The sequence below is a fragment of the Azospirillum canadense genome (assembly GCF_025961225.1).
GTDB classification, from domain to species: Bacteria; Pseudomonadota; Alphaproteobacteria; order Azospirillales; family Azospirillaceae; genus Azospirillum; species Azospirillum canadense.
In genome coordinates this window covers 324,875-345,913 of the sequence record NZ_JAOQNG010000010.1, presented here as the reverse complement: position 1 = coordinate 345,913, position 21,039 = coordinate 324,875, and the positions used below count along the sequence as shown (strand labels likewise).

At 62.9% G+C, this 21,039-nt stretch carries 17 protein-coding genes and 1 tRNA gene; 8 read left to right on the top strand and 10 right to left on the bottom strand.

The features are described from left to right. Positions 1–9: 9 nt before the first annotated feature. The 3 genes from M2351_RS37365 to M2351_RS37355 are packed head-to-tail and all read right to left on the bottom strand — an operon-like array spanning position 10 to position 1,614. Positions 10–330, bottom strand: coding sequence for a DUF6111 family protein (locus M2351_RS37365; RefSeq protein WP_264662414.1), 321 nt, complete (start codon positions 328–330; stop codon positions 10–12). A gap of 22 nt (positions 331–352) precedes the next feature. Further along, positions 353–1,057: a CoA pyrophosphatase gene (locus M2351_RS37360; protein WP_264661039.1), complete on the bottom strand. Its 705-nt coding sequence runs from the start codon at positions 1,055–1,057 to the stop codon at positions 353–355. Continuing rightward, positions 1,054–1,614: a DUF1285 domain-containing protein gene (locus tag M2351_RS37355; RefSeq protein ID WP_264661038.1), complete on the bottom strand. Its 561-nt coding sequence runs from the start codon at positions 1,612–1,614 to the stop codon at positions 1,054–1,056. The genes M2351_RS37360 and M2351_RS37355 overlap by 4 nt, the downstream gene beginning before the upstream one ends. A 118-nt stretch (positions 1,615–1,732) precedes the next feature. On the opposite strand from M2351_RS37355, the gene M2351_RS37350 reads away from it, so the two are divergent. From M2351_RS37350 to M2351_RS37330, 5 genes are all read left to right on the top strand, one after another. Continuing rightward, on the top strand, positions 1,733–2,761 hold the full coding sequence (locus M2351_RS37350; protein ID WP_406567489.1) for an AAA family ATPase: 1,029 nt from the start codon (positions 1,733–1,735) through the stop codon (positions 2,759–2,761). 40 nt (positions 2,762–2,801) lie between these two features. Further along, positions 2,802–3,701 (top strand): DUF58 domain-containing protein, encoded by a 900-nt coding sequence (locus tag M2351_RS37345; protein ID WP_264661037.1) that lies wholly within the window; start codon positions 2,802–2,804, stop codon positions 3,699–3,701. A gap of 162 nt (positions 3,702–3,863) precedes the next feature. Further along, a complete protein-coding gene (locus M2351_RS37340) occupies positions 3,864–6,581 on the top strand; it encodes a DUF4159 domain-containing protein (RefSeq protein ID WP_264661036.1) in 2,718 nt (905 codons plus the stop codon). Further along, on the top strand, positions 6,578–8,677 hold the full coding sequence (locus M2351_RS37335) for a hypothetical protein (RefSeq protein WP_264661035.1): 2,100 nt from the start codon (positions 6,578–6,580) through the stop codon (positions 8,675–8,677). Before M2351_RS37340 ends, M2351_RS37335 begins: the two co-directional genes overlap by 4 nt. 90 nt (positions 8,678–8,767) lie before the next feature. Further along, a tRNA-Gln gene (locus tag M2351_RS37330) sits at positions 8,768–8,842 on the top strand. Between the two features lie 829 nt (positions 8,843–9,671). Here M2351_RS37330 and M2351_RS37325 read toward each other — a convergent pair. Together M2351_RS37325 and M2351_RS37320 are read right to left on the bottom strand one after the other, a co-directional pair. After that, entirely contained in the window at positions 9,672–11,102 is a 1,431-nt protein-coding gene (locus M2351_RS37325; RefSeq protein ID WP_264661034.1) for a hypothetical protein, read from the bottom strand. A 463-nt stretch (positions 11,103–11,565) separates the two neighbouring features. Beyond that, a complete protein-coding gene (locus tag M2351_RS37320; RefSeq protein ID WP_264661033.1) occupies positions 11,566–12,078 on the bottom strand; it encodes a hypothetical protein in 513 nt (170 codons plus the stop codon). Between the two features lie 359 nt (positions 12,079–12,437). Between M2351_RS37320 and M2351_RS37315 the strand changes: the two genes are divergently transcribed. Both M2351_RS37315 and M2351_RS37310 read left to right on the top strand, forming a co-directional pair. Beyond that, positions 12,438–13,637, top strand: coding sequence for an IS256 family transposase (locus M2351_RS37315; RefSeq protein ID WP_264654291.1), 1,200 nt, complete (start codon positions 12,438–12,440; stop codon positions 13,635–13,637). A gap of 528 nt (positions 13,638–14,165) precedes the next feature. Next, positions 14,166–14,795: a recombinase family protein gene (locus M2351_RS37310; protein ID WP_264661032.1), complete on the top strand. Its 630-nt coding sequence runs from the start codon at positions 14,166–14,168 to the stop codon at positions 14,793–14,795. 54 nt (positions 14,796–14,849) lie between these two features. On the opposite strand, the gene M2351_RS37305 is transcribed toward M2351_RS37310, so the two are convergent. The 4 genes from M2351_RS37305 to M2351_RS37290 form a co-directional block, all read right to left on the bottom strand. Further along, on the bottom strand, positions 14,850–16,310 hold the full coding sequence (locus tag M2351_RS37305; RefSeq protein ID WP_264661031.1) for a site-specific integrase: 1,461 nt from the start codon (positions 16,308–16,310) through the stop codon (positions 14,850–14,852). 378 nt (positions 16,311–16,688) lie between these two features. After that, the gene (locus M2351_RS37300; protein ID WP_264661030.1) at positions 16,689–17,084 is read right to left on the bottom strand and encodes a PIN-like domain-containing protein; all 396 of its coding nucleotides are present in this window, start codon (positions 17,082–17,084) and stop codon (positions 16,689–16,691) included. After that, entirely contained in the window at positions 17,081–17,803 is a 723-nt protein-coding gene (locus M2351_RS37295) for a DUF433 domain-containing protein (protein ID WP_264661029.1), read from the bottom strand. Before M2351_RS37295 ends, M2351_RS37300 begins: the two co-directional genes overlap by 4 nt. 118 nt (positions 17,804–17,921) lie before the next feature. Next, positions 17,922–18,329 (bottom strand): hypothetical protein, encoded by a 408-nt coding sequence (locus M2351_RS37290; protein ID WP_264661028.1) that lies wholly within the window; start codon positions 18,327–18,329, stop codon positions 17,922–17,924. 435 nt (positions 18,330–18,764) lie between these two features. On the opposite strand from M2351_RS37290, the gene M2351_RS37285 reads away from it, so the two are divergent. Beyond that, a complete protein-coding gene (locus M2351_RS37285; protein WP_319801966.1) occupies positions 18,765–19,850 on the top strand; it encodes an acyltransferase family protein in 1,086 nt (361 codons plus the stop codon). A gap of 61 nt (positions 19,851–19,911) precedes the next feature. On the opposite strand, the gene M2351_RS37280 is transcribed toward M2351_RS37285, so the two are convergent. Then, positions 19,912–20,925, bottom strand: a complete 1,014-nt coding sequence (locus tag M2351_RS37280) for a LacI family DNA-binding transcriptional regulator (protein WP_264661026.1) — start codon at positions 20,923–20,925, stop codon at positions 19,912–19,914. Positions 20,926–21,039 lie beyond the last annotated feature (114 nt).

Sequence of the window (21,039 nt, the reverse complement as noted above, 5' to 3'; positions counted from 1 at the left end):
GCCGCACGGCTATTTTCCAGCGGGCGCGTTCCCGACAGGCCCGCCCCCGACCGCCCCACCCTGGCTGCCCTCCACCACCCGGCCGTTCTCCAGGTGGGCGGGGGTGTAGGCGCTGTGCGGCGGCGCGCCGCTGGTGACGGCGATGACGCCCAGCGTCAGGCCCATCAGCCCGGCCCCGGCCAGCAGGAGCCAGGGCCAGGGCGCCGTCACCCACCAGGGCGCGCGGGTGTGCGTTTCCTCCGCGCGGGCGCGGCGGCGTTCGATCACGACGATGTAGAGGATGTATCCGGCCGTCGGCAGCACCAGCGGCACCACGACCGTCAGGAACATGCGCAGCACCGCTCACCGCCTGTCAGGTCTCTCCGGTCACGGCGTCATCGCCCGCCAACGCTTCGCCAACCCCGCCAGCGGACGGCTCCTCCCCCAGCGTGTCGTCGCGCAGGACGTCGCGCAGGTTCACCAGCATGCCCGCGGTCGCCCCCCAGATGAAGCGTTGCTGGTAGGGAAACACATAGAAGTGCCGTTGCGCTCCCTGGAACTCCCGGCTGTGGCGCTGTGGGTTGGACGGGTCGAGGATGAAGTCCAGCGGCACCTCGAACACCTCCGCGACCTCGGTCGGGTCGGGGGTCAGTTGGAAGGGCGGCTGCACCAGCCCGACCACCGGAGTCACGCGGAAACCGGTGCGCGTCACGTAGGTGTCCAGCCGCCCGATGATCTCGATGCGGTCGCGGCCGAGCCCGATCTCCTCCTCCGTCTCGCGCAACGCGGTGTCCTCCGGCGTCGCGTCGAAATGCTCCATGCGGCCGCCGGGGAAGCTGATCTGGCCGGCGTGGGCCGTCAGGTGCGCCGTGCGCTGGGTGAAGATGAGCGTCACGCCTTCGGGCCGGTCGACCAGCGGCACGAGCACCGCCGCCGCCCGCAGCTTGCTGTCGGGCAAAGGGCCGTAGCCGGGATTCAGATCGTGGTCGCCGCGCACCTTCGCTTGGCGCAGGACGGCCGCCGAACCGCTTGGCGCAGGGTCGCCCGGAAAGCGCCTGCGCAGGTCGTCCAACGTCAATCGCCAGGCAGCTTGCCCAGCGTGAAGAAGACTTGATTGCTCCATACCCCCACCTCGGCCTCGCCATCATCCTGGCCGCTGACGACGGCGCGGTCCACCATTTCGTAGTAGACCGAACGCGAAATCCGCGCTTCCAGTCCGCTTCTTATCGCAATGTAGGGAGCGGGCTCCCCACTTTCAGGATGATGGACGACCCTGATCGGATGATCCGGCCCCGCCTCCACCCATTCGTCTAAATTTGTACGAAACGACAGGACCTGCTGTCCCCCTTCATCTCTTATGGACATTTCCGCCGCGACGAAGGGCGCGTCGTCCACAACTATGCGCCCGCGCTCAACAGGTGTGACAAGCCAAAAGTCTCCCGCGTCATCCCGCCGCAGAACGGTGGCGAACAGCTTCGTCAGCTCGATCCGCCGGATCGGGTCGCCCTCGTGGAACCACGTCCCGTCCCGCGCGATGCGGATGTCGAATGACTGGTCCTTCGGGGTGATGGGAAGCTTTCCGCTCTTCTGTTCATCCGCGCGCTTGTCAATCGCGCTGTCGTTACCGACCTTCATCGAATGCCTGTCCATGGTGGAGGCCGAAGGGATCGGCCTCTGGATTTCGCCGCGCAACCTAATTTCGCCATACTCGTCACATAGGTCCGGTTCTCCGGAATAAAATGGGAGCAGAGACGTGAGCGCCACCGACGCCGCCAACCATGCGCCGATTCCCGTGTCCGAGAACCCGCACCAGCTGATGGCGGAGATCGAAGCGCTCGGCGGACGGCTGGCGCATGTGCGCGACCGCATCGGCCGCATCATCTTCGGCCAGCAGGACGTCATCGACCTGACGCTGATTACCCTGCTGGCTGGCGGCCACGTCCTGCTGATCGGCGTGCCGGGCCTTGCCAAGACCCGCCTCGTGGAGACGCTGGGCACCGTGCTTGGCCTTGCCGAGAAGCGCATCCAATGCACGCCCGACCTGATGCCGGCTGACATCCTGGGGTCCGAGGTGCTGGAGGAGAACGAGCACGGCCGCCGCTCCTTCCGCTTCCTTCCCGGCCCGGTGTTCAGCCAGCTGCTGATGGCGGACGAGATCAACCGCGCCAGCCCGCGCACGCAGTCCGCCCTCCTCCAGGCGATGCAGGAGCACCGCGTGTCGGTCGCCGGCCAGTACCACCCCCTGCCCGAACCGTTCCACGTGCTCGCCACGCAGAACCCGCTGGAGCAGGAAGGCACCTACCCGCTGCCGGAAGCCCAGCTCGACCGCTTCCTGATGCAGATCGACGTGGTCTATCCGGACCGCGACGCGGAACGGCGGATGATGATCGCCACCACCGGCGCGCTCGACGAGAAGGCGGTGACGGTGCTCAGCCCCGCCGACCTCCAGGTCGCCCAGCGGCTGGTCCGCCGCGTGCCGGTCGGCGAAGGCGTGGTGGAGGGCATCCTCGACCTCGTCCGCCGCGGCCGTCCAGAAACCACCGACGTGCCGGAGGTGCAGCGCCACGTTGCCTGGGGCCCCGGCCCGCGCGCCAGCCAGGCGCTGATGCTGGCCGCCCGCGCCCGCGCGGTGCTGGACGGCCGCCTGTCGCCGTCGCTGGACGACGTGGTGTCGCTCGCCAAGCCGGTGTTGCGCCACCGCATGGCGCTGAACTTCGCCGCGCGGGCGGACGGCATCACGCTGGACGACGTCATCAACCGCCTCTGCGCTCCCCTGTCATGACGAAGGACGGCATGAGGACGCCCGGCATGAGGAGCCACTGATGGCCGCCCCCACCCTCGGCGCCAACACGCTCCGCGCGCAGCAGCGGGCAGAGGGGCTGGCCGCCACGCTGCCGCCCCTGCTGGTCGCGGCGGAGCGCGTGGCCGCCACCGTCGCCCAAGGCGTGCACGGCCGGCGGCGCGTGGGGCTGGGGGAGACCTTCTGGCAGTTCCGCCGCTACCAGCCCGGCGACTCCCCGCAGATGATCGACTGGCGGCAGTCCGGCAAGACGCAGCCCGTCTTCGTCCGCGAGAACGAGTGGGAGGCCGCCCAGACCGTCTGGCTGTGGCGCGACCGCTCCCCCTCCATGGACTACCGCTCCGACAAGGAGCTGCCGACCAAGCGCGACCGCGCCGACCTGCTGACCCTCGCCACCGCCGTGCTTCTGGTGCGCGGCGGCGAGCGGGTCGGCCTGCTGAACTCCGGCGTCCGGCCGGACCACGGCAAGTTCGCGCTGAACCGCATGGCCGGCCTGATGACCGACCCGCGGACCGCTCATGACCCGGACGGCCTGCCGAAGCCGGAACCGCTGCCCCGCCACGCCCAGGTCGTGCTGGTCGGCGACCTGCTGTCGCCGCTGCCGGAGATCCACGCGTGCGTGTCCGCCCTGACCGGGCGCGGCGTGCGGGGCCACATGCTCCAGGTCCTGGATCCCGCCGAGGAAACCCTGCCCTATGACGGCCGGGTCGAGTTCGAAGGCTTCGAGGGCGAGGAGGAACTGCTCGTCCCGCGCGTCGAGGCGATCCGCCAGACCTACCTGGAACGCCTGCGCGCCCAACAGGACGGCCTTGCTGCACTAGCCCGCGCCGCCGGCTGGACCTTCGCCGTACACCGCACCGACCGCCCGCCGCAGTCCGCATTGCTGGGCCTGTGGGGCGCCTTGGCGCGGGAGGCGGTGTAGGTGCGGGAGCGCGATGCCCCCTCCCGAACCCTCCCCCTCTTCGAGGTGGAGGGGACTGCCGCCGCTCCGCCCAAAATTCCCTCTCCCGCGAAGCGGGGGAGGGTTAGGGAGGGGGCCGCAAGTCCTCTCTCCCATCACCTTTCACAAACACCGTAGACGCCGATGCTGGGTTTGGGACCGATCGCCTTCGCCGCCCCGTGGGTGCTTGCCGCACTGGCCGTTCTGCCGGTCCTGTGGTGGCTGCTGCGGGTGACGCCGCCCGCCCCGCGGGTGGTGCGCTTCCCGGCCATCCGGCTGCTGCGCGACCTGAGCGCGCGGGAGGAGACTCCCGCCCGCACGCCGCTGTGGCTGCTGATTCTGCGGCTGGCCGTGGCGGCGCTGGTCATCCTGGCGCTCGCCGGGCCGTTGCTGAACCCGCGGGCCGCCCTGCCCGGCGGCGGGCCATTGCTTCTGGTGGTGGACAACGGCTGGGCCTCGGGGCGCGACTGGCCGAACCGCCGCCGCGCCATGGAGGAGCTGGTCGGCCAAGCCAGCCGGCAGAACCGCCAAATCATTGTTCTGGCCACCGCCGCGCCCGCCAGCGGCGAGAAGATCCAGGCCTCCCCGCCCCTGCCCGCGACCGAGGCGCGCCGCCTGATCCAGGCGCTGGAACCGCTGCCCTGGCCGACCGACCGCACCGCGGCGCTGGAGGTCGTGCGCGGGCTGGCCGCCAAGGGGGCCGCGCACACGGTCTGGCTGAGCGACGGCATCGGCGACAAGTCCGCCCGCGCGCTCGCCGAAACCCTTCAGCGCATGGGTTCCGTCGAGGTGCTGGATGACAGCGCCGGCAAGCCGCCGCACCTGCTGCTGCCCCCTTCGCCGGAGGGCACCGGCCTGACGGCCCGCGTGGTGCGCGCCGACGCCAGCCGGCCGGAGCCGGTGACCGTGCGCCTGTCCGGCGCCGACGGGCGCCTGCTGACCCGCCAGAGCGTCGCCTTCGAGCCCGGTCAGCTCACCCGCGACGTGCGGCTGGATGTTCCGACCGAGCTGCGCAACGACGCGGCCAGCCTCCGCGTGGAGAGCGACACGACCGCCGGGGCCACAGTCCTGCTGGACGAGCGCTGGCGCCGGCGTCCGGTCGGGCTTGCGTCCGGACGGCCGGACGGCGAGAACCAGCCGCTGCTGTCCGACCTGCACTATCTGGAACGGGCGCTCGCCCCCTACAACGAGGTGCGCAAGGGTGAACCGACCGAGCTGCTGAAGCGCGACCTCGCCGTGCTCGTGCTGTCCGACATCGGCGCGCTCACCGGGCACGAGGCGCAGGCCATCGAGGACTGGATCAAGAAGGGTGGCGTCCTGCTGCGCTTCGCCGGCCCTCGGCTGGCGCAGAACCCCGACGGACTCGTCCCCGTCCGGCTGCGCGCCGGCGACCGCGCGCTGGGCGGCGCGCTGTCCTGGTCGGAGCCGGCGAAGCTCCAGCCCTTCGACGGCAAGAGCCCCTTCGTCGGGCTGACCATCCCCGAGGACGTTACCGTCTCCCGCCAGGTGCTGGCGGAGCCGGCGCTGGACCTCGCCGACCGCACCTGGGCGCGGCTGCAGGACGGCACGCCGCTGGTCACGTCGGAAAAGCGCGGAGACGGCTACATCGTGCTCGTCCACACCACCGCCAGCCCCGACTGGTCCAACCTGCCCATGTCCGGCCTGTTCGTGAACATGCTGCGCCGCCTCGTCACGCTCAGCGGCGGAGTCGCCGGCGGCGCGCACGGCGGCACGCTGGAGCCGCTGGAGGTGCTGGACGGCTACGGCCGGCTGGTGCCACCGCCCGCCACCGCCTTCCCGATCGCCGGCGACGCCGGGGCCGACGTGATCGGCCCGCGCCACCCGCCTGGCTTTTACGGCACCGACGACGCGCGCCGCGCGCTGAACCTGACCGCCGGCCTGACGAAGATCGAACCGCTGGGCGCGCTTCCCAACGGCATCGCCCGCGCCGGCTATGGGGAGCGCGGCGAGGTGCCGCTGAAGCCAAGCCTGCTCGGCATCGCCCTGGCGCTGGCCATGGTCGACCTGCTGATCGCGCTGGCGCTCCGCGGCCTGCTCGGCCGCTGGACGACGCGCAAGCGCGCGGGCGCCGCCACGGCCGCCGCACTGCTTCTCGCCCTCGCCTCGGCCCCCATGAAGCCGGCGGAGGCTGCCGACGACATGCAGGCGACCAAGGTGACGGCGGAGACCTACCTCGCCTACGTCCGCACCGGCGACGGCACGTTGGACGACACCTCCCGCGCCGGGCTGGAAGGGCTGGTGGACGTGCTGAACCGGCGCACGGCGGTGGAGACCGCCGGAGCGGTGGGCGTCGATCCGGAAACGGACGAGTTGGCCTTCTTCCCCCTGCTCTACTGGCCGGTGTCCCCCGGCCAGCGTGGCCTGTCCGACCAAGCCCGCGCCCGCATCAACGAGTATCTGCGCACCGGCGGCACCATCCTGTTCGACACGCGGGACCAGTCGGCCGGCGCGCTCGGCGGCAACGCGTCGCTCCAGATGATCGTGGCCGGGCTGGACGTCCCGCCGCTGACGCCGGTGCCGCCCGACCATGTGCTGACCAAGTCCTTCTACCTGCTGAACGACTTCCCCGGTCGCTACAACGGCGGGGAGCTGTGGATCGAGGCGCGCGAGGGCCGCACCAACGACGGCGTGTCGCCCATCCTGATCGGCGGCAACGACTGGGCCGCCGCCTGGGCGGTGAACCGCAACGGCCAGCCGATGTACGCCGTCGTCCCCGGCGGCGAGCGGCAGCGGGAGATGGCCTTCCGCTTCGGCGTAAACCTCGTCATGTACGCCCTGACCGGCAACTACAAGGCCGACCAGGTGCATGTGCCCGCCATCCTTGAAAGGCTCGGCCAGTGAACCTTCTCGACGGAACCACCATCGCGCTGGCCCCGCTGCTGCCCTGGGCGGTGCTGGCGCCGCTGTTCGTGGTGGCGGTCGCCGTGGTGCTGCTGGCGGTGTTCCGGCGCGCCCGTGGCGCGTGGCTGCGCGCCCTGGCGGTGGTCGTGCTGGCCCTGGCGCTCATCAACCCGTCGCTGGTCCACGAGAACCGGGAGCCGATCAAGGACGTGGCCGTCGTGGTGCTCGACACCTCGCCCAGCCAGAACATCGGCGACCGCAAGGCCCGCGCCGAGAGCGAGCTGCAAAACCTGACCGAGCGGCTGAAGGCCTTCGACGACCTGGAGGTCCGCGTGGTGCGCGCGGGCGACGGCGCGTCCGGCGCTGCGGCGATCAACGAGACGCACCTGTTCGATGCCCTGAACCGCGCCATGGCCGACGTGCCGCGCCGACGCATGGCCGGGGCCGTGCTGATCACCGACGGGCAGGTCCACGACATCCCGGAGAACGTCGCCAAGCTGGCGGAGATCGGCCCGATCCACACGCTGTTGACCGGCAACCGGGACGAGGGCGACCGGCGGCTCGCCATCGTGCAGGCGCCGACCTACGGCCTGGTCGGCAAGCCGGTGGAGCTGACCATCCGCATCGACGACATGCCGGGCCGCCAGTCGCAGGACGCGGCGGTGACCCTGCGCCAGGACGGCGGCGCCCCGCGCACCATCCGCGTGCCGGTGGGCCGCGACTTCCACATGGACTTCCCCGTCACCCACGGCGGCCAGAACGTGCTGGAGATGGAGGTGGAGGCCGCCAAGCAGGAACTGACGCTCGCCAACAACCGCACGGCGGTGGTGGTGAACGGCGTGCGCGACCGGCTGCGCGTCCTGCTCGTCTCCGGCGAGCCGCACGCCGGGGAACGGACGTGGCGCAACCTGCTGAAGGCCGACCCGTCGGTCGACCTCGTCCACTTCACCATCCTGCGCCCGCCGGAAAAGCAGGACGGCACGCCGATCCGCGAGCTGTCGCTGATCGCCTTCCCGATCCGCGAACTGTTCGAGATCAAGCTGGACGAGTTCGACCTGATCATCTTCGACCGCTACCGGCGGCGCGGCGTGCTGCCGCAGATGTATCTGGAGAACATTGCCGAATACGTGCAGAAGGGCGGCGCCCTGCTGGAGGCGTCCGGCCAGGGCTATTCCACGCCGCTGTCGCTGTTCCGCACGCCACTCGGCCAAGTGATGCCGGCGGAGCCGACCGGGCAGACCATCGACCGCCCCTTCAAGCCCACGGTGACCGAGGTCGGCCGCCGCCACCCCGTGACCGCCGGCCTTCCCGGCGACAACCCCAACGGCGACCCGTCCTGGGGCCGGTGGTTCCACCAGGTCGACGTCACGCCGAACAACGGTTCCGTCGTCATGAACGGCGCTGACAACCGGCCCCTGCTGATCCTGGACCGCGTCGGCAAGGGCCGCGTGGCGCAGCTCGCGTCCGACCAGATGTGGCTGTGGAGCCGCGGCTTCGAGGGCGGCGGACCGCAGGCCGAACTGCTGCGCCGCCTGGCCCACTGGCTGATGAAAGAGCCGGAGCTGGAGGAAAACGACCTCCGCGCCCGCGTGGACGGCAACAAGATCACGGTGGAGCGCCGCTCGCTGGAGCCCGACCCGCGCAGCGTCACCCTGACCACCCCGTCGGACGAGACCCGCACGCTGGAGATGACCGACGACAAGACCGGCCGCGCCGTCGCCACGGTGGTCGCGGCCGAGCCCGGCATCTACCGCGTCAGCGACGGCGACCGCACGGCGCTGGCCGTCGTCGGCGCCGTGAACCCGCCGGAACTGGCCGACGTCCGCTCCACCGGCGACAAGCTGGCCCCGGTCGCCAAGGACACGGGCGGCGGCATCCACTGGATCTCCGACACCGAAAGCGGCGCCCGCCCCGGCATCGACGTCCGCCGCACCCGCCCCGACCGCGCCCAGACGGGAGACGGCTGGATCGGCCTGCGCGCCAACGGCGACTTCGTCGTCACGGGCGTGTCCGACGTGCCACTGCTGCCGATCGGCGCCGTGCTCGCCCTGGCGCTCGGCGCCCTGCTGATGGCGTGGCGGCGGGAAGGTCGATAAGCCTCACAAAAAGGGTCAAAGAGACTGTTGCAAAGGGGCCGTCTTTCCGATTATGGTGCGGCCCCTTCCGGCGCTCAGGCGCCGATCGGTTGGGGCGTCGCCAAGCGGTAAGGCAGCGGTTTTTGGTACCGCCATTCCCAGGTTCGAATCCTGGCGCCCCAGCCACCTTCCTATTTTCCAATCATATCAATAAGTTACCGCGAATTCTCGGCAACCAATGGTACACGGCGATGGTACATGCCGCTGTAGCACGTCGCCCTGTTGGAATTGGCTCGGCAAGGCTCTGGCCGCCCTCGCCCGTAACAGACTCGCTGAATGGCCTCTGGGGTCGTCGGCTACATGGGTAGCAGCCCTACCCCTAGACCGAATCCAGCGGTCTCCTAATGGCCCGCGCTGAACGGATGTTAAACCAAGTGCCTAAGCGGGGCCTGGGAAATCGGCCATTTGCCGACCTGAAACGCTGCAATCCCGTGGCCCGGCCGACCCAACCTTCAGTACAGCATAAGGCTGCCCAGCGTTGGGAACCAGCACAGAGGCGGAATAACGAATAAACTGAACTTTAGCTGACGAGTCTCCGTTATAACGAGCAAAGTCGGGAGGATCTGACCATTTGTAGCCCAGGAATCTTGCCGAGATTTACCATTTTGGGCCAGCTACATACGGGAACATCCATCCGACTCGGGTCGCTAGCGGGCTGTCAAGGACCATGCCAGGGCAGAGTGCCCGCTCGCCGCCCTTCCGAACAGGCGATTTCAAAAGTGCTGGTAAAGGGCCGATGTTGTTGTTTCGGCCCTTCACTGATAAGAGACTTAGCAAGTGCTATCCAAGCAATACGGCTTCGGCACTCATCAGATCAGGCAATGTAAACTTGCGGGCCAAAAATTTCCTTGGCACGATAAAGCTGCTTATTCGTCATGGTCCCGGATGAGTTATGGACGGTACTTTAAAGACTAGATTGGGTCTTCAGATTGCACTTGATAGTGGAGACCTCAACCTATTCGCTTGCATCTGCTTCACCGACCTTTACCTCCTGCTGCGGCACAGGCGGGAATTTAACTACACCACCGACGCCTTCCAGTATCGACTTGCGGCACGCTTCGGCGAACTCTTCATCTTCATTTTCCAACAGGTACTTCGCTATAGGGAACAGATCAGGCGTTCTCACCAGTGCGGTTTTAATTTGCGCAGATGCCTTGTGCACTTTTTCGGTAAAGAAATCCCCACGTTCAGAGACTGGCATGAGGCGGTAAGCATTACCAAATAGAACCCCGACAGCCATGTCCTCAATCCCTTCTTTTGCAAAGTCCTCTGAAATATTTCTTTGAAGCTGAGAATGCTTATCGATATTGATTTGCTTGTTGTCCTTACCCTCAACCTCACCGATAAAACGGCCCTCCTTGCTGGCGAAGACTGCATCAAATTCACTGTCTTCATCCTTGAAGGATTGCGCATCGAAACCCATGGCGGCAAGGGCACGGCGTATGGCCACTTCCAGGCCCTTACCCTTCTCATACAGCAAATGTCGAAGGTTACCTACTTCAACGAGTTCATCTCTCAGCACCTGCCTTTTGGTAGCAAGGTCATCTATTTCGACAGTTATTTTTGCAATAGAACTCTCTATGTCGCTTTCTTGGGCGAGCCGGTACGATATTTCCTGAGCCCAGGCGGGCTCGGGAGTAGTTTCCGCGTCTTTCCTCGACTTCCTATCTATATCCAACAAAGCGTCACGAAACTTATAAGCAAGTCGTTTTCCATCTTCGTTCCAATACCAATCTTCGTCCTTCTCGTTATAGTCGCTAAGCTCATCCACGTCCCAATTGATATCTGGCATCATGTATACCGTGCCAGCGCCGCGCAGCATCGCACCGACAACAGCATTCGCAGATTTAGTAAGCACCATCGGCTTTACCTTCGAATGCTTAAAGTAGCATTCGTATGAAGAATAAGCCTCGAACTCCTTCCAATAAATAGACACAGGTTCAGCAGCAGACGACAATATCATAGAAGATCCGCTTGCAAACGTCAACTCATCAAACTTCAAAGGTATAAATGCAGTCGAGTCAATTTGATCGACAATGTTTGTACCTCTGCTGTTTTTTCCAGTCCCCGACCACTCCATTCTGCCAGTATAGTAATATCTCTCGTTTTTCTCAGTCATGAAAATAACTACTGTCTTCCCATGCTCGTACGCCGCTGACAGCTGTTTTCTCCAATGGTTTTTACTTTCAACAACATTCGCCGAATCTTTGCTGCTGATTAGCGGCTTTCCATTATATTCTTCGGGCGCTGAGAAATGCGCCATATCAGCCCGGAACGCTACGATGTCCGCGTCGAGAAGAGATCGATAGTCGGTAATGCCAATGCACTCAAGCCCCTCGACATCGGGCAAATCCAGGCCAACCGCGAAAATGGTCTTTTTCGCCATAAAATCCCCCAAGCCAGTACCTATCCAAGGTTGACCTGTAACGGGTGTTTGGTCAACCGCCTTTGGTGCGCGGCCAAGCGGGATGATAGATCTGCGGTTTGATGCCGCTACCAAAGGAGAATGCTATAAATTGCAACCCGGGGATAGTTCAAGACCGTAAGAGCGCGGATCAAAACCTCACCTCTGTGGTCCCAAGCTATTGATTTTGCTCGGTCCAAAAGAGGTTTTGATCGGCACTCTAAGCGGAACCCCCTCTTCCATACGGAACCTCCTGTTCGGCGCGGACCAATAGGCCCTCGGAGTCCCAAACTTCCCTGATGGAACCAAAGCCGCCCGGCCCTTTCGAGCAAACCAATTCAAAAATGTCGGTAAAGGGCCAATGTTGTTGGTATTGTTCCGGCCCCTCACAGTGACGCACCAACCTACGTTTACAGAAATTTGGTTCGTAAGTTATAAGGACACATCAAGCCGCCATAGACATTTCACATTCTCCGCTCATTCGCGCCCTAGCTACAGACACTCCATTAACCGTATATCCTGACAACGACGCTATTTCCGTATTCGGAAGGTACCCATGGTTGCCAATAAGGTATTTTAGGCGATCCTTCTTTCTTTCAATCATATTTACCGCATTGGTGATTCCATCGTAATCAAGGCACCAACGGATATTTTCCAGAAATTCTTCATAGAAGACGGGGAACACGGTCGTGGTGTTGCTATCGCCAATCGAAGCCTTACCTATGCCCGGCAGAACATTGTGTCCGTATTCTGCATAAAAAACATTGTCCGGAACTAAGGCCCTCCGCTGCGTACCGCCGTAAGATACGGTCTCCAGAAATCCGTGGTGGTCCAGCAAGGCCCTCAGAGTAGCGTTAGCAATACCCCAGCGTCCCGCCATTTCACTAACAGTAATCCCCTTCCTATTGCGCCAGAGGGGTTCATTGCGAAGCTTAGAAACTGTAGGAACATAACCCATTATTGCAGTCCGAAATTGTTGTTGATCAAACAGGCCAGCCCATTTCCCAAAGCAAGCAGAAGCTGCCTGTTCGCCGGGCAGCGTCCTAAGGGGGCTTGGTTGGCAAGCCTCTCCTCGGGGTGGTGGTATTGAATTCACATTTTTATGCTCGTTCTACCAATCGTGACTGTACTATAATCCTACAGCCTACTTATGCGGGGATCGCGTCCCACCGCGTGGTGTCTGAGGCGTGAGGCTGGCCCGCCGGAGCGCTCCCCCATAGCTGGCGCAGGCGGGCCGGCCGTTCGGGAGCGGCGGTCACCGTGTTCTTCGGCTAAGTTGAGGTTGCTTAACGACCATCAACCAAGACGGAGACCACGATGACCGAGGACAGGATCGCTCTTCAGGAGCTGATTGGGAAGAGCGCCGATGCCGACTTTCTGCGCGAGATGGTCGGCTTCGCCGCCCAGCGCCTGATGGAGCTGGAGGTGGAGAGCCTGTGCGGCGCCGGGTATGGCGAACGCAGCGAGGACCGCCAGACCAAGCGCAACGGCTACCGGGAGCGGACCTGGGAGACGCGCGCCGGGGCCATCGACCTGCGCATCCCCAAGCTGCGGCGCGGCTCCTACTTCCCGGCCTTCCTGGAGCCGCGCCGCACCGCGGAGAAGGCGCTAATCGCGGTGATTCAGGAGGCCTACGTGCAGGGCATCTCGACGCGCAACGTCGATGATCTGGTCAAGGCGATGGGCATGACCGGCATCTCCAAGAGCCAGGTCAGCCGCCTGTGCCAGGACATCGACGAGCGCGTGCAGGCGTTCCTGAACCGGCCGCTGGAAGGCGACTGGCCCTTTGTGTGGCTGGATGCGACCTACGTGAAAGTGCGCCAGGACGGCCGCATCGTCTCGCTCGCCGCCATACTGGCCATCGGCGTCAACAGCGATGGCCGGCGCGAGGTGCTGGGGCTCGGCCTCGGGCTGTCGGAAGCCGAGACCTTCTGGACCGATTTCCTGCGCACCCTCACCCGCCGGGGCCTACGCGGCGTAAAGCTGGTGATCGCCGATGCGCATCTCGGGCTGAAGGCCGCCGCTTCCAAGGTGCTGGGCGCCACACTTCAACGCTGTCGTGTTCATTGCATGAGGAATCTCCTCGCCTGCGTCGGCAAGGCGCACCAGACGATGGTCGCGGCCACCATTCGCACCGCCTTTGCCCAGGAGACCGCTGAGGCGGCGCATGAGCAGTGGCGCCGGGTGGCCGACAGCCTGCGGCCGCGCTTTTCCAAGCTGGCGGCGCTGATGGACGAGGCGGAGTTCGACGTGCTGGCCTACATGAAGTACCCCAAGGACCTGCGCACCAAATTGCACAGCACGAATCCTCTGGAGCGGCTGAATGGCGAGATCAAGCGGCGCACCAACGTCGTCGGCATCTTCCCTGGCGAAGGGGCGGTTGTGCGCCTCGTCGGCGCCTTGCTGCTGGAGCAGCATGATGAATGGGCGGTGGCCCGGCGCTACATGACCATGGAAAGCCTGGCCGAGCTGTGCCACCCTCACACCCCTGATCCGCTGTCCATCGCAGCGGAGTAGACCGGCGGCCTCAACCCGCCGAAGAGCACAGAGGCCCCCTCAGACACCACGCCTCGGGGCACGATCTATGCGGGCGAGGGTTTGGGCTGTCGTCGCTCCGAAACGTGTACGCGGCCGGTCCCGCGCAATGTCGCTTCGTGTGAAATGAACCCGTCATAGCGGCTGTTACTGTAGCCATGACGATGCCCCCCACAGATGCCTGGACCTTGCTGCGGGACCGCTTCCTTCAGGCCCAGGAAGCCCTGAAGGCGGCAAAGGAAAGGGCCGCTGCAAGGAGGAGTGCCGCAGCCGAGGCCCGCTTACAGGCCCAAGAGTCCCAAGATGCCGCTAAACGCGCCCGGCGTCGCGCCGAGGAAATGCGGCGGGCGCTGGCAGACAAAACCCGACCTCCGCCGTCTCAATAAACCTTGCCCCTGTGAGTCGTCCCAAAGCCAAGCCCAAGCCGTCTCATTGAAATGGGGTTGACAGTTTTGAGACGTTTGGGCGATAACGTCTTAGGGTTCATTGAGACGCTTGGGACGACTCGGCATGTTGATCGGATACGCTCGTACCTCAACCCTCGACCAGAAGGCGAGCATAGAGGCCCAGGCCCGCGACCTTCGGGCCGCAGGTTGCGAGAAGCTGTTTCAGGAACAAGTTTCCTCTGTGGACGTGGCGAACCGCGAACAGCTAGCCCTGACCCTCGATTTCGTCCGGGAAGGCGATGCGCTGGTAGTCACAAAGCTGGACCGCTTGGCCCGCTCTGTAGCGCATCTAATAACGATACTCGACGCTCTGAAGGCCAAGGGCGCCTCCCTGCGTATCCTCAACATGGGCATCGATACCGCTACCCCTACCGGCAAGCTGATGTTGACCATGCTTGCGGGCGTGGCCGAGTTCGAACGGGAAATTATGCTCGAACGTCAACGCGAAGGCATTGCGAAAGCCAAGGCTGAAGGGAAGTACAAGGGACGCAAGCCTACCGCCCAAGCGAAGGCGGACGAGGTAATGGCCTTGAAGGCCCAGGGCGTAGGAGCTTCGGAGATTGCCAAGCGGCTCGGCATCGGGCGGGCTAGTGTTTACCGGATCATCGAAGCAGAAGCGGGGCCTGATCGAGAAAGGGAGGGTGCAGGAGTCCCAGAGACGTTGAGACTCCCGCACCCTGCCCCGGTTCGCTAAAGAGCCACTTCAAAAAAAGGGTTAAAGGTTGCGTTGTTCGTTGTTATTCGGTCTTCAGCCCTGGCCTCCCGACCTCGGTATTTCAAAGCCCTGGTAAACAATCTTTTCGACCGTATCGCGGCGTTGTTGCATGGTCATGCCATCAGGATTGTAAACACGATACGTAATCCCCGCCTTTTCGTGCCCAATGATTTCGGCGGCCTCGTTTTGAGGCACTCTGGACCGCTCCAAACAACGGGTAGCGTTCTTACGAAACGAATGGAAGGCTTTCCCTGCTCCAATGACGCCGCGCTTTCGCCTGTACTCGCTAAAATCGCCGGACAGATACCAAGATAGTTTCTTATCTGGCCCCCCAGGCTTCAACTGGGGCCAGAGTAGTTGCTTGGGATCATTGGCACGCCTTTCCAGTAGCCAGATAAGCTTACTGTGGATTGGCACAGGCCGAACACCAGCTTCCGATTTGGCAGCGACAATATCGAAATACCAAACCCCGTCTTGTTGTCGTACATTCTCCCAAGCAAGGGAACATATCTCGTTCAGCCGCATGCCGGTATAGAGAGCGACAAGCGGGATTTCCCATAGAGCGGTATTTTTCGGTAGCGGACTGAATAGTTGATTTAACTCGTCGATTTCATAAGGCACGTACGTCTCAGAGTTTTTTGCGTTGACCGCGCGAAATAGTCCATCGAAAGGATTTTCTCCGTTAGACTCCTGGCGTTTTTTAGCCCATTTCCATGCACAGCTAAGCGAAGTTACGTACCTGTTAAGCGTCCTTACAGCCAACCCTTCCTCAGAGCCGCTGTAAAGTTCTCGAAGCTCCTGAAACGACCGACTCTTCGTCTTTGGGCTCCTTCCCCAGTTAGGGTTGAACGTCGAAACCATGTCCAAGAAATTTATCGCGTCCTTGGGACCAATGAGCCGCATTGGCTTATCTTTGATAAAATCGCTAAAGAGCCGGAAGACAGCTTGATATTGTCCGTATGTCTGGTTTGTTAGCTCCGCCTTTACCTCTTCCAAGTATTTTTTACAACACTCGCTAAAAGGCATGCCGTATTCCGGCTTGACCTTAAGCGTTTTCCCGGCTGCCTCTTTCGCATAATCGTTGAGCGCATCAATCTTCGCCTGAATTGCAGCAGGCAAAGGAGCATCCACGTCAGGGTTAGCTTTGAGCCATTCGGCTTCTATCGCCTCAAGGGCAAAGTCTACGCCGCTGGACGATACCTCGTCGCCGTGTACATCTCGTACGGCATCGCCGAAGGCCCCCGCTCGCGCTTGGTCCAATGTCTCTCGGTAGGCCTTCCAAGGCACGCTTTCGGCATTTCCTCGCATCTCCTCGAAGGTACGGGTCCAATGCGCAACCCGTTCCCAGCGGCGCGTTTGGGCAACCGACAGATCGCGTGTTTGAAGGCTCTCAACTATGTCTGCCTTACCAAGCTGAACCCGCAACTCGGCGGGCACTGCGATACGGAAATACCACGCTTGCCGACGCTGTTTCAGGTAACGAAGATCCGCCACGAACGCCCTCGATGGTACATAGTAATGGTACACGATTGCGGTACATGTAGCCAAATTGCTCCAGCAAAATCAACGATTATAGTGCGTTACCGGCGTTTTGGCTTGGGCTCCTGGCGCCCCAGCCAACCTAACCCGCTGACGTGGTTGTAGTCTCGGGTTTGATTGCGGTCCCATTCTGTATGCACCGGCTTGTGCACGCAAGGTAACCGAACTCCTCAAAATCCTGAGTTTCCGATTTTGTACGAAAATTTCCAGTGTACATCAGGTGCACATGGGCGAGCCCGATTTTGGCTCTGAGGAGCCTTCAGATGCCATCCCGATCACTTTCGTCGCATCGCCACAAAACCGCGAGTGGCCACAGCGTGATGTTGGACAAGCTCAAAGCATGCGAATGTGAGTGGGATCAAGCCGATATGTTCCGCCGTCATTCCTCTGGCTGTAGACGTCCGCCAATTTAGACAGTTGCCCAAGAATAGATGCGGCCATGCTTGGAAACGTCAAGCGGGCAAAACTCGGAGTCGGGAAGAACACAACAAGCCCCGTTGACTTCCAAAGAGCCAGATTTTGCGGATGGCTTTTGATATCCGATATCATCGTCAGCAACATCCAGCCATCTCTAAGAGCTGGATGAAACCATGATGATCCAGTATGCGGCGGCTGTGGGTATACCTCGTCAATGTGACCAATGCAGTGATTACATTGATCGAGTTGCGCAATCTTGTTTATTCCGCCAGCGAAGGCTGGCGGAAACTCTTCCGTCAGCAAAAGCTTCACGCGGCTAATCTCCGAGCAGCAAGGTCGGCTTCGAACTCAATCGCAGCCCGAACATCTTCGATGTCTAGTTCATACCACCGCGCTACGGACTCCACAGAGCCTTGCGCCTCCATAGCGCGGGCAAGGGCAGCGGTTGGCACTCGACGTTTGGCTAATATTGGAGCACCAAACGCATGGCTCGGGTCCAAAACGACCGGAACACCGCGACCTTTTGGCCACCAACGGGAAGGGAGCGCATCGTCGCCCATATCGACGGAGTCAAGCGTAGGAGCAACTACGGCTTCGAATACATATTGCCATCGATTTAGATCGAGTAGCGGCTTTCCCCCTTTATTCACGGCCTTTCGGTAAAGAAATTGCCCATCTGTGAAAAGCTGCTTATTAAGCAAAGGATAATCACCACCATTATCCGCGCGATAATTCGTTAAAGCTTCTCTAATGTGTGTCAATCGCATCGACTTCTCTTGATCAAGCAAGCGTTTGACCAACCTAATTTCCATAAGATCGAGGAATGTCAATGCCTGCTTGCCATCCATCTCAGGCAAGTGCGGACTCCACAATGCCGGCTGACGCTTCGGACCACTCTTCGTTTTGACGAACGAACCTGTCATCCAAGAGCGCAAGCGGGCGTCGGTCACCCCGATCAGACGAGCTGCTTGCGGGATGTTGTAAATGCCAACGTTAAGGAAAGAAGTATCAATTGCCATGATCAGCCACACGGTTCATTCGGACGATTGTCGCCCACGCGTGGTAAATAAAGACTTTCGAGCACGTCGGAGCGAAAATTCGCACCCCGGCACCGACTCCCGCCACCATCCTTGTATCCAAATAGCTGGTTCACTGCGCAACCTCGTGATGCATGCCCTCGAACGCGTGACGGCACCGCCAGCATGAAGTCGCCTCTTCCTTCGCTACCGCATAGCATTTCGGGCACGTTCTCATGCCTGGAATAAAATTATCTGAGGCCTCACTGGATGATTGCGGAGTGTGATAGAGCGCCTGTTCGATCGGGCGCGGAGCCTGGGCGCCTATCACCGCCCCAAGGGCTTCTACTGCATCGCGCACCGTGGCGAAGCCGATCAGCATGCAACCTGTCATGAACAGGAATCCCGAGACGGTGAGGACGGACGTCTGCTGGCCGAGCAACCCGATGTTCACGATGCGCCCGGTTGAGCCGACTCCGCCGGAGACGCTGGTGTCCATTCCCAGGCCGGCAAAGAGCCCGAGAATGCCCAGCACGATCATGACAAAACCACTGCCTCGCACAGTACTCGCCCCCATCCCACCGGTTCTCACCATTGAGCGCCGATCGTTGGATGGTGTTAACGCAATCATGAAATGTCTATAGAGAGAAGCATCCGCCCAGTGTTTCTCATTGCCACACAACAGCATCTGGATGATCGTATACTTACATCAACACCCTTCGTTTGCTTCTCCCGCGTCCTATTCTGACGCGAAGCCCTACGGTGGAGAGTGATACCACATGGGAACCGATGGTGGTCCGTCACGACGCCGGCCGACGCACATGGTCTTGTTCATTCCTCCGTCCAGAAGGCATGAAGCAAGACCATCAGCCCTACCCCCATCGATACGCTTAACCTACAATAATGCACCCGCATTAAAATTTCTTAGTATGCGTATGTTCCAGGCTCGACGCGACACACCGCGAGGGCTTTGATTGTGGACATCAACAATACGCCTCACAAAATAAGGTCATTAGAGTTTGGCCGTTTCGTGGCCGCGATCCTGGTCGTTTTGCATCACGCGACGCTCATTCCGCAGGAAGCGCGATTTCTCGGGTACCAGCCGCTGCGCAGCTTTTTCTTCCCCGGGCATATGGGGGTCGAGTTCTTCTTCGTGCTGAGCGGCTTCATCATCATGCACGCCCACGCGGACGATCTCGGTCATCCCGAGCGCCTGGGCGGTTACCTGTGGCGGCGCATTTCGCGCATCTTCGTTCCGTACTGGATTGTGCTGGCGGTTCTCGTCCCGATGTACCTGCTGACCGGCATGGGCAGCGCGGACAAGCGCGACTGGAGCTACATCGCCATGTCGGCCTTCCTGGTGCCGCAGACGTCCCAGCCGGTGCTGGGTGTGGCCTGGACGTTGACGCACGAGGTTCTGTTCTACGCGATCTTCGCGCTGTGCATCCTCAGCCGCCGCCTGCTGCCCATCATGATGGGGGTCTGGATCGCGCTGATCCTGATCAATCAATACGTCTGGAACCTGCCGTTTCCGGGCAGCTTCCTGCTCAGCCTCTACAACGTCCTGTTCATCCTCGGCATCGGCTGCGCGTGGCTGCTGCGGCGCGTAACGGTTCCGCGGGCAGGCCTGGTCCTTGCGCTCGGGCTGGCGGTCGTGGTCGCCAGTTGGGTGCTGGAACTGTCGGTTGACGTCCGGTGGGACGTTCAGCGGTGCTTGTACGGCGTCAGTTCGGTGCTGATCATCCTGGGCATGGCGGAGTTGGAGCGGTCGGGCCGCCTTCGGGTGCCCTCCTGGCTGGTGCTGGGGGGAGCGGCTTCCTACGGCATCTATCTGGTGCACGCGGTGGTGCAGTCGCTCATCTTGAACGCCACCTTCCGCACCGCGGTCGGCGGCATGGTTCCGGACTGGGCCTTGTTCGCCGCGCTGGTGGTCGTTCCGGTCGCGGTCGGCCTTGCCTTCCACCGGGTGGCGGAGAAGCCGGCCATCGGGCTGTTTCGCGCCCTGCGGCCCGGCCACCTCGCGGTGTGGAGCTGGCCGCGGCTGCTGAAGGATTCCGCGTAAGCGCCCGACAGCCCGCGCGGCCCGATCGCCGGCACTCCGCCGGCGGCCGGGCCGTCGTTCTTCAAACCCGAAACGTTTCCAACGGCGCCGTCGAGCCCCGGACGACGCAGGTTCCGCTCAGCACCACCTTGCGGGTGGGGCGGTCCGGGGCCTCCAACCGCTCGAACAGCAGGTTCATGGCGGCGGCGCCGATCTCGTGGACGGGCTGCTCGATGACCGTCAGCCCCGGCCCCACCAGCTCCGTCCACGCTTCGTTGTCGAACCCGGCCAGGGCCAGATCACCGGGGATCGACAAGCCATGCTTCCGCACGGCCTTCACCACCCCCATCAGCAGCAGACTGTTGCTGACCATCACCGCCTCGGGCCGCACCGCACCTGGATTTTGTATGTCGGCGAGCCAGCCCGCCACCTCCGCCTCCGCAGCGTCGGCGTAGGGCGGAACGAAGCGGGCGTCGGGCGTCAGTCCGTGCGCGACCATCGCCGCGTGATAGCCGCCGTGCCGCTCCACCGCGGTGGTGCTGGTGTTGCCGAACAGCCCGGCGATGCGCCGGTAGCCCTGGGCGTGCAGGTGGCCGACCAGCGCCGCGGCGGCCTGCTGGTTGTCCAGCACCACGGAATCATATAGGCCGGACGGCCCGCTGCGGTCGATCAGCACCACCGGGAAATCCAGCCCGGCGCGGTCGAGCCGCGCCAGCGTGGCACGCGTCGGCGCGAAGATCAGGCCGGTGACCCGCTCTTCCTGCATCAGGCGCAGGTACATCGCCTCGCGGTCCGGGTTCTCGTCGGTGTTGCACAGGATCACCCGCATGCCGGCCTGGAACGCCGCGTCCTCCACCGCGCGGCTGACCGCGGTGAAGAAGGGGTTGCGGATGTCCGACACGATCAGCCCGATGGTCTGGCTGTGCTGTGACCGCAACCGCCGCGCGGACAGATTCGGGCGGTAGCCGGTGGCGGCAACCGCCTCCTCCACCCGCGCGCGCAGCGCGTCGCTGACCGGGCCGCTGCCCAACACCCGCGACACGGTGGCGACGGAAACCCCGGCCTTTTGCGCCACGTCCTTGATGCTGACAGTCATCCTGCGGTCGTCTCTGTAAACGTTACCAATGCCGATGCCTCAGATTCGCCCATTTCATCCGAATGCGCAAGGCGCATCTGGTATTCGGCGCGTTGACAACGTCACTGTAATCGT

Coding starts and splice junctions, on each gene's coding strand:
- M2351_RS37315 (WP_264654291.1), top strand. CDS start 12,438: ATGACCGAGGACAGGATCGCTCTTCAGGAGCTGATTGGGAAGAGCGCC.
- M2351_RS37320 (WP_264661033.1), bottom strand. CDS start 12,078: ATGGGTTATGTTCCTACAGTTTCTAAGCTTCGCAATGAACCCCTCTGG.
- M2351_RS37355 (WP_264661038.1), bottom strand. CDS start 1,614: ATGAAGGTCGGTAACGACAGCGCGATTGACAAGCGCGCGGATGAACAG.
- M2351_RS37280 (WP_264661026.1), bottom strand. CDS start 20,925: ATGACTGTCAGCATCAAGGACGTGGCGCAAAAGGCCGGGGTTTCCGTC.
- M2351_RS37340 (WP_264661036.1), top strand. CDS start 3,864: ATGCTGGGTTTGGGACCGATCGCCTTCGCCGCCCCGTGGGTGCTTGCC.
- M2351_RS37325 (WP_264661034.1), bottom strand. CDS start 11,102: ATGGCGAAAAAGACCATTTTCGCGGTTGGCCTGGATTTGCCCGATGTC.
- M2351_RS37310 (WP_264661032.1), top strand. CDS start 14,166: ATGTTGATCGGATACGCTCGTACCTCAACCCTCGACCAGAAGGCGAGC.
- M2351_RS37345 (WP_264661037.1), top strand. CDS start 2,802: ATGGCCGCCCCCACCCTCGGCGCCAACACGCTCCGCGCGCAGCAGCGG.
- M2351_RS37290 (WP_264661028.1), bottom strand. CDS start 18,329: ATGATCGTGCTGGGCATTCTCGGGCTCTTTGCCGGCCTGGGAATGGAC.
- M2351_RS37365 (WP_264662414.1), bottom strand. CDS start 330: ATGTTCCTGACGGTCGTGGTGCCGCTGGTGCTGCCGACGGCCGGATAC.